We start from the raw sequence: 15,340 nt of genomic DNA, 5'->3' as shown, positions 1-15,340 counted from the left end.
CATGAAGCGTCTATTAAAGAATAAGTCATTTTTGACCGGGTTTCTATTCATCTTTTTGACACTGATGGGGAGCTTGATGTATGGGTGGTTTTTCGATAATTCGGTCCCGGTCGCCGAGCTCCAGTTCACGGATGAAGGAGTGAAGAGTCCGCCATACTCTCCGTGGGAGTACCCTCCTTTCGGCACCGACAACCGGGCTCAGAGTATCTTTCATATCCTGCTCATCGGCGCAAAGTTTACGCTCGGTGTCGCATTTCTCGTCGCCGCTTTACGGTTTGGTTTGTCATTCATATGGGGAACGGTGTCAGAGCTTTATTTTCCAAGACTGAATGAGAAGGTACGTCCGTTTCTTGAAACATTTTACTACTATCCGGTAACGCTGATTGCCTATTTAATGCTTTACTGGGTGCTGTTTGAAGATGGTGTCTTTAACGGCGTCGACAGTGAATTCACCTACAGCTTCAGTACAAGGGTGATCATCGAAATCGCCGTGCTGACCTGTGCAGCCGTTCCCATTACCTCTCTGACGATTTCAAAAGAAGTGAACGCCATTATGCGGAAAGAATTCATGGACAGCGTGCAGGTGCTTGGAGGGAATCGGAGGCATATTTTAAGAAAGCATATCCTGCCGATCCTGAAACCCCAGCTCGTCATCATTTTCCTTCGGGAGATTATTCAGGTACTGGTGCTTCTTGCTCATTTGGGGATACTCGGCATCTTTTTCGGGGGAGGAACGATGAGGGAGGATCTATTTGAAAACATGGTATTCGTTTCCTTGTCCAACGAATGGTCGGGCATTATCGGCAACAACTTCCGCTTCCTGTTTACAACCTACTGGTGGATAGCCTTCTCACCGATCTTTTTCCTGACGCTCACCGTCTTGGCTTTCAAGTTGATGCTTGAAGGATACCAGCATCTCAGTGCAATGCCGGTGAAACGTCAAGATGAAATGGAAGAAGAGGAAGGGGTAACAGATCAGGAGCGTTTTGACCTGGTACATAGAAAGATAGACTGAAAGGGGCCAGCCCGGTTCGGCTGGCCGTCTGCTTTTAAAGAGAGATGCCCATCCTCCGCACCTTCGTCTCCAATTTCATTTTTTCATAAAATTTAATCGCATCTTCATTGAACGCCCACACACTCAATTCCAGTGAATCGGCTCCGAGATCCTTTGCGAACTTCACAACCTTTTCAAAAAATAATTTCCCCGCTCCCTGACCTCTGTAAGCCTGGTCCACACCAAAGTCATCCATATACACCACTTTCCGTGGCACGAGGATCGGTCTTTCCTCTGTCGATTTTATCGTCAAAATCGTATACGCGATCGGCAGCTCCTTTTCTAACACAAAAACCTTCGTCTGTTCTCCGTCTATCAGACTGTTGTAGTAGTCCTTATCGAGTGTGACATCGGCCATCCGGTAAGTGTCGGGCCGTTCGGATACATGAAGGTCGTGCACCTGCCTCTGGATGTGGTGGATTGCATCGTAATCATGTGTTGTGGCTTGTCTCATTTGCATGGATATTCCTCCTGATTTTGATATTGCTATTAGATTAGCATAAAATTCCATTGAAAAGGACAATTTATCAATTTTCTAAGAGTACACACATCTTTCCCTCTCCCCACTCATATCCTTCAAAAAGAAAGGAGGCGCACCCACATGACCAAAGAAGTCTTAACGGGACTGATCATTCTCATTATTCTTACAGGCCTTGTGCTCACTTACCTGATGAATAGATACAAACGACGGGTGGTGGAGGTCATTTCATTGGAAAGCTTTCTTCAGCCGGCATTGGTGGATGAAGATGCTGCAAAGAAGAAGGGGATTGTGGATTCGATTAATGATTATTTCGACACGGGGGACGGATCGGACGACGGTGATTCCGACGGGGACGGGGATGATAGCGGGGATTAATTTCTTTAGGCACCACAAACTCCCAAACAAGTATGGGGACCATGACCCTCCTTTTATAGTACAATGAGGGAAGAAGACTATGAAAATGGCAGGGGAAATCACTCATGACGTTGAAAAAGGTAAGAAGTATGCTGTTTATGGTGCTGGGGTTCATATTCATGGTGTTCGGAATTGCTGGGGTTGTGCTGCCGGTACTGCCGGGGGGACCGTTTTTCTTATTGGCTCTCTACTTCTTCACGAAGAGCTCCAAGCGGATGGAGGACTGGTTTAAAAGCACGAAAATCTATAAGAAGTATGTGGTCACTTTCCTTGAAAAGAAGGGCATGACCCGAAAAGAGAAAATCCGGATCAATCTTACCGCAGATTTCTTTATTCTTCTATCCGTCCTGTACGTGGATATCCTCATCGTCCGCATCATCCTGATCGGACTCGCATGCTATAAACATTATTATTTCATCAAGAAAATCAAAACAATTGAACCTAACACGTATGAAATGCAAAACAGCCAGTAATCATCGGGATTACTGGCTTGAAATGTATGTATCCCTAAAAAGGAGTGATGATCGAAATGAAAAAACTGTTGATACTCGGTGCCAGCGGACTCGTGGGAAAAGCGCTGCTTGAAAAATGCAGTGATGATTTTGAGGTGTATGGCACCTATTCAACAAGAGGGCTCCCACTTTCTGAAGAGAAGCAATTTCAATTGGTGTGCAGTGAAAGTGAAAAACTGGGAGAAATCATCTCTACCGTAAAGCCGGATGCCATCGTATCAAGCATTAGAGGTGACTTCGAGGAGCAGCTGAAATTTCATAAAGAACTTGCGTCTCACATCCAGCATACGGAATCCGCTCTCTACTACATTTCAACCGCCAATGTATTTGACGGAGATGTCACAAAGCATCATAACGAATCGGATTCCCCTCAAGCGTCATCTCCCTACGGCCAATTTAAAATTGACTGTGAGTACATGCTTCAGGAAAAACTAAAGGACCGGGCCGTTATAATCCGTATCCCGCAAATATGGGGAAGACGCTCCCCGCGGATGGAAGCCATCAACAAAGGGATTGAAGAGAATACAATCGACGTCTACACGAACCTGGAATGCAATCACCTCTCAGACACCCTGCTCGCAAAGCAGCTCCATTACATCATCACCCACAATTTGAAGGGCATATTCCATCTCGGGGCCACAGACATGATGCCTCACGACCAATTTATCAAGAATATCGTCGCCAGATTGACTGACGAGAAGATTCATTATCAATATAAAACGCTTGACCCTGCTACAGATACATACTATTTTGGATTGGCATCTATTCGGAAGGAGCTGCCGGAGGAATTGAGGGAGACGAATATTCAAATGATTGATGATTTCGTCTGAAAAAAGGAAGAGCGATTCACTCTTCCTTTCTCTTATTATCCAATTTCATTGAAATGTCTCTCAAAATACTGTTTCTCTCTTTTTGTACTTTGATAAAGCTGATCAGAAACCAGCAAACAAAAGCGACCGGCAGCACATACGTCAGAATACTGAGAGGGAGGAGCAGATCAAAATAGTCCATAGTGTTTTCTCCAATTCTTGTGATTGGATAATTATAGCATATTTATGTGGTATGATTGGGAAAAGAGATGCAACGTATACACGCAATTGATTTGCCGGCCGTGTATTGGCTGATTAAGCATATGTAGTCATCCTTCGATAATGGGAATCATTCACTTGTTAAAGAAAGGAGCAATCAAATGTTCCATCCCCTATACAGCATATTAGCACTGATCCTCTTCATCATTTCAATAAAAAAAGTGGCTTCTTTTAACATGGACGCACAGCGCAATTTATTCAACGCAGTGAAAGAAAACGCCAGGTTACTCTTATGGGGTCTCATCCTCCTTACACTTTTGATGTTCATTCCCTATCAAATCTGGGTGCTGACCGGCAGCTCTGCAGGGTGGGATGGAATGTATATCATCGGGGGTACTGGGCTTCTGATGGTGATCTTTAGTTTCGCCTATTTTTATAGGGAAAGTAGTCGAGCAGGCTAGCTTGAATTTCTTTTATTTAAGATCTTTCGCTTTAAATGAGATAAAGGATAAATTTACTTTTTATGGTATTATATTCACAGTAACCTATTCAGCAAACGTAGCAGGAGAAGCGTGAACCTAACTAAGGGGGTATTTTTGTTAACATCGCGGCATATCTCACTATAATATTTTCTTTGATTATATCTACTTCACTCTCAATTTGGGTGTTTAAACGAAAATCCAATAAATGGATAGGGGTGTTAACAGGACTTTTTATCAATACGCTTCTTTTATCAATTGCTACAATCGTTTTTTACAAAAAATTCCACATGAAAGAAATAGAAGGATCTTTTATAAGTATAGGCATTCTTGAATTTGCATTTTTTATTCCTGTAAACACGTATGTTATCTTTTATATCCTTGAGTTTATGAATAGTAGATTCTATTCACGATTCAAGCATTGATGAATGGAGATCGAAAGTTCCGCAACCGCAATATCATAGCGTTTAATTATTACAATCGGGGGAGTCGTTGGATTCTCTCTCTTCCGGTTGTGCAGGTTATGGTATTTCTTATTGAGCATAATCATAAACAAGAGACTATTCATTAAAATAGGGGGGGCATCGTCATGGAAACGATACCGCAGCAAAAATCCGGGAGAAAGATCTTACTCACGGTCACCTGGATCCTTACATTCATGCCGTATTTATTCAGTCCGATTCTGTTGGGACCGATTGCGTTCTGTCTGGGAATCGTCCTGCGGAGGGATTACGAAGCAGGCAATCAAGGGAAGATCATCATGGTGTTGAGTGTGGTGAATACGATCGTCGGAATCCTTCTGCCTATATTTGTCATACAGCAGCTGGCGGGATAAATGGGGAAAAGAAAGAGACAGCAGACATTCTGCTGTCTCTATTCATGTGTCATGACTGATACTTGATTCCGGCCGTTCTTTTTCGCTTTGTAAAGCTGTTCATCGGCAGTCTGGATCATCTGGTCGATCGTCAGGAAGCTTTCGGGCCGGCTGCTGCTGTACCCGATGCTGATTGTTAAGAAGATGACCGCTCCGTCTTCAAGTTCCATTCCTTCCTGACGGAACACTTCCAATAGAAGGTTGGACCAACCAAGCGCCTGTTTTCCATTCGTATTCTCGAGGAAGACGATGAATTCTTCGCCACCGAAACGGCCGACGATCCCGATTTCGTCGAACACTTTTTTGATGAGATCGGCTGCAAATGCAATGGCACGGTCACCGATGATATGGCCGTACGTATCGTTGATATCCTTGAAGTGATCGATATCCATCAGAAGAAGTGATGCAGGCTCTGTCTCCACATACATATCGTTCACTTTCTCAAGGAAATACTTGCGGTTGAGCATTTTCGTCAAATCATCCTGGGTCGCTGACATCTTCAGTTCATCGAATGCCTCTTTTTCATCAACAAATGAAGTGAACTGCTCGACGAAAGCAGGAAGCAGGGTGTCCATCATCGAAAGATCGACTTCTTCCTTTTTGCTCCAAAGAACAAAGCGTCCCTGATGGTTTTTGTGAGAAATCGGCACGGTGAACGTCGAGCCTTCCACAGTATCGAGCCCAAAGGCGTCTCCATTCTGAAAGGATACGAATTGCTCGATATAATATTTTTCAAGGACGGCAGGTACGTTGACCTTCGAGAGAACCTTCCAGCGGGCACCATTTTTCTGTAAATAGAAGCCTTTGTCAAACTGGGTGATTTCCATCAGACAACGCAAGCTTTCCTTTGAAAGCGACTCAAGCTCACTTGTGGCAGACATGCGCTTTCTCGCGTTCTGCAGAAGCGTTTGAGCGTAATACTTTTTCGTTTCATATTCTTTTTCTTTTCGCATCCGGTTGATCTTGTCGGCAAGACCGAGGGAGAGGACGAGAACCTCAACCGCTGCCCCGAACTTCGGTGCATACAGGGTGAACTGATTCAGCGGCAGCACCTGGTAGGCAGCGAGAATGTTGAGCAGGGTGCCTGCAAACAGGCATGCCCAAGAGATGAGATAAAACCGGGCCGCCCTCGTCTCTGCCCTGACTCTGAAAGCGACGAAAATCAGGAAGAGGATGACGACTGTCGCAAAGACCGTCGCAGTCATGGTCATCAAGCCGATTTCAACGATGAACGGCAGGAACAAACTCAGAATCGATACACCTATAAACAGTCTGACCGCCTTGTCCAGTGCCGGTGCAGACTCTTTCAGTCTGAGAAAATGCTGCGCGAACAACAGGGCAAACAAGGCCGACCATAGAATAAAGAACGAATTTGACCGCAGCGCCCACCACGGGAAATCCCCCCATATATACTGAAAGGCAAATCCATCCCAGATAGCCTGGATCATGGTGAATCCAGCCACAAATAATATGTAATAAAGATAGCTTTTTTCTTTTAAAGAAAGAAACAGAAACAAATTGTACACAACGAGGGCAAACATGATTCCGTAGAATAAACCAAGTATCGATTGATGCTGGTAATTTTCTTCAGAGAACGCAATCGGATCCCACAACGTCACCGGTGCCTGAAAGAAGCTGTCTGTTTTCACTTTTAAAAAGTAAGTGGAGGAGGCTTCCGGCTCCAGCTGAAGATCAAATACTAGATTTCTATGTTTATAGTCACGTTGGTTAAAAGGGTACTGATATCCGATCGTTTCATCTTCACTTAATTCGTCCCCTGCAAGTGAATAGAGGGTCACCGAACTGAGATGAGGCTTTTCGACTTCGAGGAGAAGCTCCTTCTCGGCAGGAGAAGCATTGGTGAAGCTCACCTTCAACCAATAAACCGCTTCAGAGATGTCACCGGACGGATCGCTCTCTGACAGCGGCGCAAACGCATCGCTCTTTTTCGCTATCTCATCAGGGGTCAGGTCTTTCCGGTCGATGTATAATTCCAGCCGGTTCGACAGGTCCATTTCCTCAAAACGATCCGTGATCACAACCGGTTCATTTTCCCCGGCCGCATTTATATGAAAATCAGGTAGGAAAGTCAGGAACATAGCAATCACGACAAACAAACTGAACGTATATTTTTTCATGGAAAATTACTCCTAGTTTTCTCAATACTGTACGATTATACCACAGTCGAAAATGGATAAAAGGAGAAATTCGAATCAATTCTCATTTCATTGAGAATTGTGGTGGGAGTGGTCATGGAAATGACACATTCGGGGTGGTGGAGTGTAGTACTAAAAGAGGGACGGACCTCATAAAGAAAGATGCTCAACTGCGTTTTATAAGGTTTTTTCCTAACATTTGTTGCTTTTAGGTAGGATTTTGGAGGTCCGTCCCTCAGTTGTTTATCTCCGAACACTCCTAAGCAACTCTTCCACCGGTATCCCATCAATCTTCATACCGGTCAAATCACAGTCCCGTATGTCCATATTCCGCAAATTACAGTTCTTCATGACTGTCCCTTCCAGGTCACATCTTTCAAATGAAAGAGGCTCAGAGCCTTCTCCCAAGTCAGTGTCACGGAAATTCACCCCGCCCATCGTCACAAATTTGAATGCGCTTTGGGTAAGGTTAAGGTCGGCAAACAGCGAGTCTCTGAAATTGATATTTTGGAATGTGGCGTGAGAAATATTGCAGTTGTTGAACCTGGCTTTCTCGAGCGTGCTGCTTCCAACCCCGATGCCCTTCCCATTCAGCTGATAACCGACCGAATGCTCCAGATTGCCATTTTTATAGATGGTATGGGACAAATCTTTGTCTTTTAGTCTGCCGTCGTTGTCATCCAACTTCTTTATATAGCAATATTCATCCTCGCTTTGAAACGTGGTTTTGTACCCCATTTTCCCGTAGAAATGATGGTTGTTCACTTGTCTGCTCGACGTTTCGAGCTCCCATGTGCCCACATTGGGAAATGTTTCTTCAATCAGTTTCATTGCCTTTGACCCAATCTTTTTCCCTTGATGATCCGGCTGGACAAAGATCCGGTCGATCCTGCCAAATACATTCCCGGTAAGCGTCACGATGATTCCGCCAACGATTCTATCATTCTCAATGATTTTGAAGTATTCCAACTCATCCATCATGTACCGGGTCATCTCGACCGAAGCATAACCGGGCGGCTGGATATTCGTATCAATCATGCCCGGGTGGGGCAGCCATCTCCTTGCTTCCTCATCGAAAGTTTCTTTCATTATGCTGGCCAGTGTCAGCGCGTCTTCCTTCGTTGCTCTTTGAATGGTGGTCAATGGGTTTCACTCCTTATGTTAGATTGTCAGTTGAATTCACCGGCAAACCAAAGCTCTCGTTCTGTGTGAGATCCGTCGTCATTCAGGATGGTCTCTTTAAAGCTGAGGATCTCCCACCCATCAGGAAGATTTAATGCCCATTCCTCTACAATGTTTCGATTACTTGGCAGTGGCAGCCATTTTTGAAATTCATCATCCCGTTTGAAAAAATCGCCGTAATAAGAGTCTCCCTGGAACACAATGATCTGTGCACCCCATAAGCTCGGGGGATCGAATCCGACCACCACACGATAATTATTCCCATCATTCGGTTGGGTTTCCATGAGATGTACAGCACGGTCAACCAGTGTCTGAACACAGCGTTTCTTTACCTTTAAAGGGGTATTGGGAGACGTAATGAAGTCATAGGCGACCGGGAGGGGAAGGTGCCAATACCCTTGATGAAAGGTTGTTGGAAAATCTTCCGTGTCTGTATGAATTCGGCTGATCACAGCATTAATTTTACGTTTTAAGCCACGAATTTTTGTTTTTCTCATAGTAATGCTCCTGATATTTAAATTCGTCGTTGAAGAAGCGCTCATGTAAGCAATGAACTTCAGTCTAAACGTCTGTCCAAAACTTAATTGCGTCTGATCGGCGGCTGATTGCGTCATTTTTTTCGTAATTGCGTCTATCCAGCCGTTCATTGCGTCGTTTCAGTCCCTGATTGCGTCAATCCAACCCCGATTTGCGTCACTTACCAATTATACCCATCCCAAACACCTCCCGACAATCACTTCATAAACAAATCTGTAAATTTTCAAACAATTCATCATCTCATCGAGTATTTTTTGCTAAAATAGAAGAAAATGGTCGAACCCTGTGAGGATGGTAGATGGATGAATATATTCAAAGATTTTCTGCTGCAGTTCACATTGATGGTGATTCCGATTTTCAGCTATTTTACGTTCATTCTGGAGAGGGTCAAAAAGGACCGGTGGATCAAACTGGTGATGACCATGCTGTGGGGGTTGTCGATTCTCCTTTGTATGTCTTTTCCGGTGGAGTATGGCGAAGGGGCGAGACTGGATATACGGTTCGTGCCGCTGCTGCTTGGCACGTTGTATCTTGGTGTGTGGCCGGGGATATTGCTGTCAATTTTAATTATCCTTTACAGGCTGTCCTTCGGGATGAGTCTCGGGGTGTATATCACGATGCTGATTTTGGCACTGGCGATGCCGGTCATTCTGTCGCTTCAGCATGCGTTTATTAGGGGAAACAGGACCAAACGTGTGATGATGGCAGTTTCCATAGCCGCCGGATACTGTTTGGGAGGGATGAGCATTGCCGGGATGTTTTTCGGCTTTTCGCCAGACTATGTGAAAGTGCAGCTCATTCATCTCGCTTTCACGGTCACCGTTACGTGGATTTGTGTCATCCTGATTGAAAAGATCCGGGAGATGCATGAGCTCAGATTGAACGTGCAAGACGCGGAAAAGTTCAGGCTCATCAGTGAACTGACAGGTGTGTTTGCCCATGAGATCCGCAACCCGATGCAGGTGGCGAAAGGTTTTCTTCAGCTGCTGGATGCCCCTGATCTTCCGGATAAGAAAAGGGAATACATCAACGTTTCCATCGAAGAACTGGACCGGGCGAATGACATCATCAGTGATTTCCTCGCATTTGGCAAGCCATCCGGACATACATATGGAAGGATCAATGTCGGGGACCAGCTGAAAAGGGTGACGGGCCTCATCCAAACGTTCAGCCTGACACAACAGGTGGAATTTGAGACCTCTATTGAAAAGGATTGTTGGATCATGGCCAATCCCCAGAAATTGAATCAGTCATTGATCAATATTGTGAAAAACGGCGTGGAATCCATGCCGGACGGAGGAAAGGTAGAGATTGGCTGCTCCAAAACCGTTAACGGGGACATCCTGATCACAATCCGGGATCAAGGAATCGGGATGAGTGCAGAACAGATCGACCGGCTGGGCTCCCCCTATTATTCTTTAAAGGAAAAGGGGACAGGTCTCGGGATGATGGTCAGCTTTCAAATCATCCGCGCGCTGAATGGGCGTATCACCGTAAGAAGTGAGGAAGGAGTCGGAACGGAATTTCAGATCCTTTTTCCTCTTGCTGAAAGTGATGAGGTGGTCCCGCCATTCAGTGAAAGAAGCGATGTTTCGATGTGATCCATTCAAAAGGAAAGAAGGTCTTTTACGATGGGGAAAAACATGCAACTCCCAATGATCATTGCTTTGATGGCGATCCTTTACATATTCATCATGCCATCAGAGCCCCAATGGTTGAAAATTGTCTTTAAATTGATTCCGATGGCACTGATTCTTCTATTCGCATTCAGGGAGCGGTCAGGCAAGACAAGAGCTGTTCGCTTTGTGCTCATCGGTTTGATCTTCTGCATGCTCGGGGACGGACTGATTGCCGTTTCGTTTCTGCCTGGACTCGGGGCTTTTCTGATCGGTCATCTGTTTTATGTGGCGGGCTTCCTTCACAGGATGGAGTTCAGTGCAATCCGCCTTGCCGCCATCCTTCCGATCGGGATCTATTCATTCATTGTAGGCAGTCAGTTGATCCAGTCACTGCAGACAGATGGAAACGGGGGACTTGTCGTTCCGGTATTCTTTTATTTACTTGTCATCTCCCTGATGGCATGGACGGCGATCATGACCGGAAACGTGTGGGCAGCGTGCGGCGCCATCCTGTTCGTTATATCTGACTCGATCCTGTCCTGGAATATGTTCGTTTCATCGATTGCTTATGCAGACATCCTAATCATGGCGACCTATTACGCAGCCCAGTTCCTGATTGCAAAAAGCCTTGCAACCGTCCGAAAAGGGAGTAAGAATCTTCGTCAAGCCATATAAGTCAGCACTGCGCCTGTCGAGAAACCTCAACAGGCGCAGTTATTTTTGATAATTTGTAATATATCCCAAACTTTTTCAAACCCGAAGACGTCCTATTTAGTAGAGATACATAAGAAGCAGGTGAAGGATTGATGAAACAGCAGGGGAAATACGCTAAGGCCGAGAAGGACCAATTGCTTGAGGAAGCGATGAGGGAATATGGGAATGATGTGTACTATATCGTTTTTTCTTATGTAAAGGAACACAGCCTGGCAGAAGATCTCACCCAGGAGATTTTCATTAAATTTTATCAAAAAATGGATACCTTCCGGGAAGATTCCAGTCTCAAAACGTGGATCATCAGCGTCGCCGTCAACCACTGCAAAGATTATTTAAGAAGGTGGGACACGAGGATGATCTCGATTTCGAATAAAATCAACGACCTGGTAAAAGGAAAGATGGGTGCGCCTGAGCAATCGGTCCTTGAAAAGGAACAGCATTCGGAGCTGATCCGAAATGTCCTCGCGCTGCCCGTCAAATACCGGGAAGTCATCTTCCTGTATTACTTCGAAGAGATGAAGCTTTCTGAAATCGGTGCGTGTATGGGCCTAAACACAAACACCGTCAAAACAAGAATAACGAGAGGCAAAGCGCTTCTCGGTACAGCGATCAAACGGAATGAGGTGTATAAAAATGGATGAACTCAAACAGCTGAGAGGATTAATGAAAGAAGAAGTATTCAAACATCACGGATTCACAGGTAAGATGAGAAAAAACATCTTGCATGAAGTTCATTCAAAACGCCAGCCGAAATCATTCTCATTCAAAAAACCGGTCCTCGGGCCACTGATGTCCTGGATATTCGTTGCAGCATGCCTGAGCGTCTTCGTCTACTTTGGCGGAACCCAATTAGGTTTGATCGACAACAACAATGCCAGTGCCCCGTTTTACGATTACAAACCGTCCGACCGGCCGCCATCACTTCCGGGGGAGTACAAATTCCTGACCAAATCCCCATTCGAAGTGAAAAACGTCACATCGAAAACGAGCGAAAATCCAATGGGTCCATTCGACATCATCACCCTTGAAGGCAGTGACTACCAAAAACTCAAAATCTCCTTCCAAACGCTTTCAGAAGGCACAGATTTGGAATTCTCCCAGAAAAAAGTGAAGGTGGGAGAATCTCCCGGTAGCTACTCGGAATCAGCTGGTCCGGCAACCGTCAGCCACATCTCATGGATAGAAGATGGACGGATCAAGTATGAAATGGAATACACGCCGGGACATTCAGGCGAAACCCTGACGAAAGATGATATGATTCAAATGGCAGAGTCATTCAGTCATTAGGTGGGAAGGATGCCGGGGGCGATGTGCCCGGCATCCTTTTTTGTGTAAGGATTTTTCGACAAAGAGCTCATATATTCGAAATGGAGATCATATCTCAGGAATCAGGATCATATTTCAGAGATCGAGCTCATACATGCCCGAAAGCAGACCATATAAAGAATAAGCAGCTCATAAGTTGTGAAAACCGGCTCATATATGAAATTGTGAAAGAGGAGATGACTATTTATTCGAGCTTAATAGGCTTGTACAGAAGCTTTTTAATAAAAAAGCTGTTTTTGTAAACATTGTGGCTTTTAAACCAGTCAGATGAGGTTGATTTCCACTCCAGATGCTCGTATTCCGCTGGGATGGCGGTGTTCATCTTCCGAATAGTAGTGATCAATGTCATTCAAGTACATTGTCCTTGATTCATTGCTATGGGAATTTATTCATTCCACAGTCTCCAATTACCGTAGATGCTCACACTAGCGTCTCTTAATAGCAACAATCTATGTGAAAAGTGCCAATAAGAAACGAACCCTTTTAATACAATCTCCTTTCAATATGACCCATACACAATCTTCACAACCCCGCCGCTCTGATTGTAGGTCACTTCCTTCCATTGACTGCCGCCATTCACGCTGCGATAGGTAATGATTGTATAACTGCCCGATGTTCTCCTGTAGTATTCCTGCCATGTGACCCCGCCCTGGCCACCGCCGTCTTCGGAGACTTTCGACCCGTCTCCTTCAGATGCGAGGACAGGGAAACCACCGGCTGATAGGATTAACAGTGAAGCCAAGAACCATTTGACTGAATCATGCATGAATCTTTTGATCACAACCACCTCATTTTGTTATAAAATGGTATTAATGCAAGGCCATCATACTATACATATTCTTTGTCCTCTTTCATCACGAAACACCATGTAGACCTGTTTAAGATGGAAACCATCGCCCGGTCTTTTCATTTCTCAAAAGTTATTAAAATATGAATGAGTTGAATCAAGATATGCGGGCGAGAAAAAAATATAACGACGAAAGGGGAAAGTCATTGATAAAAAATAAACGGTATCTCATACTGTCAGCCCTTCTATTTCTCATCTGCATGACGCTGTATTTTCCGTTTCCCGACAACGAGATGATTGCAGCCGATATGACGTTCATGTCATTTCCCATCCATGATCAAAATGGATATCATCCACTTGCCTTTTTCGGTTCAGCCATGATGATTGTGGCGATCGTTTTTCTGGTGAAGAGTTTGTCCAAATATCATATACGGACGGTGCTGCTTACCTTGGTTGTGTATTCATTTCTACCGATCATGCTCATTACTTTTTATCAGGAAACGATCGGAACCGGCATTCATGCTGTTTCATATGACGGTCAGGGAACATGCGATTTCGAGGGCGTAACAGAAGTTGAATTGAGAGGGAAGTGTGAACTAAAGCTGGAGAATCACAGTGGCAAACCGGTCACATTCGACCTTGTGTTCCGTGATACATACTATCCTGAATTTCACAGGAAGATCACCTCACTGATGAATATCAACGGTCCTTACACCATCACCCTCGAAGCTAACAGTGAAAAAGTAATTCAACTGAATGAATTACTGAATGTATCCAATGAGCCTGAAGCGATTGCAAATGGAGGTTCTCAATATATCCGGATCACATTGATTGAAGGGGAAAAATCACGGAAAATGTAGTCACCACCTTCTGTTTCTTTCCTGGCGGACGTTGTATCATAGAGAGTGAGAAAGGATGAGAGATGATGAATTTAATCTATGAAAGTATTCCGGCTCAGCAGTCGGAAATCTGCAGGGATTTGTGCAATGAATTAATGAGCTTCCAGAAGTCAAAGGCAAGGATCCACCCTGAATGGTTTGACACGATGAATTTTGACACCCGGCTCGTTCCGTCGATCGAAAAAGCGCTGCACAATTTTCTCGTAGTCGTGAAGGATGGGGATCAGGATGATAAAATCGTGGCCTATGTGTATGCAAATATTTCACCAAAAGAAACGTATGTGAATGATTTCGCCACTTTCTTTAATCTGTCGTCGGTGGAAAACGACAACGTCGGGTGTTTATCGCAGTTTTACATAAAAGAAGGTTACCGCCAATACGGAATTGGTTCGAAACTGTTTGATCTGTCGATGCAGTGGCTACAGACATTTGATGACGTAGAGGATTATTTCGTCTTCACTTCGAACGGCAATGCTGATGCTCTTGCTTTTTACCAACGGAAAGGCTTCACCATATCCCATGACATTCTCGGCGGATTTATCACCGTTCTGCGTACGAAGAGAGAAAGGAGTGTGCAAGCATGAACCGAAAAGTAGATGGTTTTCTCAAGAAAACGAAGAAATGGAAAGAAGAGTTCGGTGAGTTAAGGAGGATCCTGCTGCAATTCGAAGAGCTGACGGAGGTTATCAAATGGATGCATCCCTGCTATACACTGGGTGATAAAAATATCGTGCTCATGCACGGCTTCAAGGATTACTGTGCCTTGCTGTTTCATAAAGGTGCACTGATGAAGGATCCAAACTCAATCCTCATTCAACAAACGGAAAACGTACAGGGAGCCCGTCAGATCAGGTTCAAAAACGTCGAGGAAATCCTGGAATTGGAGCCGGTTTTGAAAGCCTACATTGAAGAAGCCATTGCCGTGGAAAAAGCCGGACTAGAAGTGGACATGAAGAAGACGGAAGAATATGCGATGCCGGAAGAGCTTCTTGAAAAATTTGAGCATTCACCAGATCTAAAAACAGCATTCCAAAAGTTGACGCCAGGCCGCCAGCGTGCGTACATCCTCTATTTCTCCAAAGCGAAGCAATCCAAAACCCGGGTGGCGAGGATTGAGAAATATGCAGAACAGATTCTTGCCGGAAAGGGTCTGAATGATATATGAGGACAGGGAGAGCGTCAAAAGCTGTGATGATGAGGGGATTCCTTATGATCACAGGTATCTGTTGTTTTTTATTGATTTCAGAATATTTACATAACAAAGAGGTCGATGGGCTC

19 protein-coding genes are annotated in these 15,340 nt (G+C 44.7%); 13 read left to right on the top strand and 6 right to left on the bottom strand.

Annotation, left to right across the window (positions count from 1 at the left end; translation table 11 throughout):
* Position 1: 1 nt before the first annotated feature.
* Positions 2-1,015: an ABC transporter permease subunit gene (locus tag KH172YL63_RS10825; protein WP_173106107.1), complete on the top strand. Its 1,014-nt coding sequence runs from the start codon at positions 2-4 to the stop codon at positions 1,013-1,015.
* Between the two features lie 34 nt (positions 1,016-1,049).
* On the opposite strand, the gene KH172YL63_RS10820 is transcribed toward KH172YL63_RS10825, so the two are convergent.
* Positions 1,050-1,514: a GNAT family N-acetyltransferase gene (locus KH172YL63_RS10820; protein ID WP_232065995.1), complete on the bottom strand. Its 465-nt coding sequence runs from the start codon at positions 1,512-1,514 to the stop codon at positions 1,050-1,052.
* Between the two features lie 141 nt (positions 1,515-1,655).
* Here KH172YL63_RS10820 and KH172YL63_RS10815 point away from each other — a divergent pair, with 141 nt between their 5' ends.
* The 3 genes from KH172YL63_RS10815 to KH172YL63_RS10805 all read left to right on the top strand — a co-directional run bounded on the left by KH172YL63_RS10815 (position 1,656) and on the right by KH172YL63_RS10805 (position 3,291).
* Entirely contained in the window at positions 1,656-1,910 is a 255-nt protein-coding gene (locus tag KH172YL63_RS10815) for a hypothetical protein (protein ID WP_173106105.1), read from the top strand.
* A 104-nt stretch (positions 1,911-2,014) separates the two neighbouring features.
* Positions 2,015-2,422, top strand: a complete 408-nt coding sequence (locus KH172YL63_RS10810; RefSeq protein ID WP_232065994.1) for a YbaN family protein — start codon at positions 2,015-2,017, stop codon at positions 2,420-2,422.
* Between the two features lie 56 nt (positions 2,423-2,478).
* A complete protein-coding gene (locus KH172YL63_RS10805) occupies positions 2,479-3,291 on the top strand; it encodes a sugar nucleotide-binding protein (RefSeq protein WP_173106104.1) in 813 nt (270 codons plus the stop codon).
* A gap of 16 nt (positions 3,292-3,307) precedes the next feature.
* Here KH172YL63_RS10805 and KH172YL63_RS10800 read toward each other — a convergent pair whose 3' ends face one another.
* Entirely contained in the window at positions 3,308-3,472 is a 165-nt protein-coding gene (locus tag KH172YL63_RS10800) for a hypothetical protein (protein ID WP_173106103.1), read from the bottom strand.
* Between the two features lie 178 nt (positions 3,473-3,650).
* On the opposite strand from KH172YL63_RS10800, the gene KH172YL63_RS10795 reads away from it, so the two are divergent.
* Both KH172YL63_RS10795 and KH172YL63_RS10790 read left to right on the top strand, forming a co-directional pair.
* Positions 3,651-3,950, top strand: coding sequence for a hypothetical protein (locus KH172YL63_RS10795; protein ID WP_173106102.1), 300 nt, complete (start codon positions 3,651-3,653; stop codon positions 3,948-3,950).
* Between the two features lie 607 nt (positions 3,951-4,557).
* Positions 4,558-4,803: a hypothetical protein gene (locus KH172YL63_RS10790; protein ID WP_173106101.1), complete on the top strand. Its 246-nt coding sequence runs from the start codon at positions 4,558-4,560 to the stop codon at positions 4,801-4,803.
* 38 nt (positions 4,804-4,841) lie between these two features.
* On the opposite strand, the gene KH172YL63_RS10785 is transcribed toward KH172YL63_RS10790, so the two are convergent.
* The 3 genes from KH172YL63_RS10785 to KH172YL63_RS10775 all read right to left on the bottom strand — a co-directional run bounded on the left by KH172YL63_RS10785 (position 4,842) and on the right by KH172YL63_RS10775 (position 8,677).
* Positions 4,842-6,980 (bottom strand): sensor domain-containing diguanylate cyclase, encoded by a 2,139-nt coding sequence (locus KH172YL63_RS10785; protein WP_173106100.1) that lies wholly within the window; start codon positions 6,978-6,980, stop codon positions 4,842-4,844.
* A 261-nt stretch (positions 6,981-7,241) separates the two neighbouring features.
* Positions 7,242-8,087 carry a GNAT family N-acetyltransferase gene (locus KH172YL63_RS10780; RefSeq protein ID WP_173108137.1) on the bottom strand — a complete coding sequence of 282 codons (846 nt, stop codon included), beginning with the start codon at positions 8,085-8,087 and terminating at the stop codon, positions 7,242-7,244.
* A gap of 80 nt (positions 8,088-8,167) precedes the next feature.
* Positions 8,168-8,677 carry a DUF3916 domain-containing protein gene (locus KH172YL63_RS10775; protein WP_173106099.1) on the bottom strand — a complete coding sequence of 170 codons (510 nt, stop codon included), beginning with the start codon at positions 8,675-8,677 and terminating at the stop codon, positions 8,168-8,170.
* A gap of 342 nt (positions 8,678-9,019) precedes the next feature.
* Here KH172YL63_RS10775 and KH172YL63_RS10770 point away from each other — a divergent pair, with 342 nt between their 5' ends.
* From KH172YL63_RS10770 to KH172YL63_RS10755, 4 genes are all read left to right on the top strand, one after another.
* Positions 9,020-10,318 (top strand): ATP-binding protein, encoded by a 1,299-nt coding sequence (locus KH172YL63_RS10770; protein ID WP_173106098.1) that lies wholly within the window; start codon positions 9,020-9,022, stop codon positions 10,316-10,318.
* A gap of 30 nt (positions 10,319-10,348) precedes the next feature.
* Positions 10,349-11,011, top strand: coding sequence for a lysoplasmalogenase (locus tag KH172YL63_RS10765; protein ID WP_173106097.1), 663 nt, complete (start codon positions 10,349-10,351; stop codon positions 11,009-11,011).
* Between the two features lie 131 nt (positions 11,012-11,142).
* Complete coding sequence (locus tag KH172YL63_RS10760; protein ID WP_173106096.1) at positions 11,143-11,691, top strand: sigma-70 family RNA polymerase sigma factor; 549 nt, start codon at positions 11,143-11,145, stop codon at positions 11,689-11,691.
* Positions 11,684-12,337 carry a hypothetical protein gene (locus tag KH172YL63_RS10755; protein WP_173106095.1) on the top strand — a complete coding sequence of 218 codons (654 nt, stop codon included), beginning with the start codon at positions 11,684-11,686 and terminating at the stop codon, positions 12,335-12,337. The genes KH172YL63_RS10760 and KH172YL63_RS10755 overlap by 8 nt, the downstream gene beginning before the upstream one ends.
* Positions 12,338-12,875: 538 nt before the next feature.
* Here KH172YL63_RS10755 and KH172YL63_RS10750 read toward each other — a convergent pair.
* Positions 12,876-13,157, bottom strand: coding sequence for a hypothetical protein (locus tag KH172YL63_RS10750; RefSeq protein WP_173106094.1), 282 nt, complete (start codon positions 13,155-13,157; stop codon positions 12,876-12,878).
* A gap of 212 nt (positions 13,158-13,369) precedes the next feature.
* On the opposite strand from KH172YL63_RS10750, the gene KH172YL63_RS10745 reads away from it, so the two are divergent.
* From KH172YL63_RS10745 to KH172YL63_RS10735, 3 genes are all read left to right on the top strand, one after another.
* Complete coding sequence (locus KH172YL63_RS10745; protein ID WP_173106093.1) at positions 13,370-14,023, top strand: hypothetical protein; 654 nt, start codon at positions 13,370-13,372, stop codon at positions 14,021-14,023.
* Positions 14,024-14,088: 65 nt separating this feature from the next.
* Entirely contained in the window at positions 14,089-14,646 is a 558-nt protein-coding gene (locus KH172YL63_RS10740) for a GNAT family N-acetyltransferase (RefSeq protein ID WP_173106092.1), read from the top strand.
* Positions 14,643-15,227, top strand: coding sequence for a YdeI/OmpD-associated family protein (locus KH172YL63_RS10735; protein WP_173106091.1), 585 nt, complete (start codon positions 14,643-14,645; stop codon positions 15,225-15,227). The genes KH172YL63_RS10740 and KH172YL63_RS10735 overlap by 4 nt, the downstream gene beginning before the upstream one ends.
* Positions 15,228-15,340: the final 113 nt, after the last annotated feature.

This window comes from Bacillus sp. KH172YL63, assembly GCF_011398925.1.
Classification (GTDB): domain Bacteria; phylum Bacillota; class Bacilli; order Bacillales; family Bacillaceae_B; genus Rossellomorea.
This window is presented reverse-complemented; position numbering and strand designations above follow the sequence as displayed.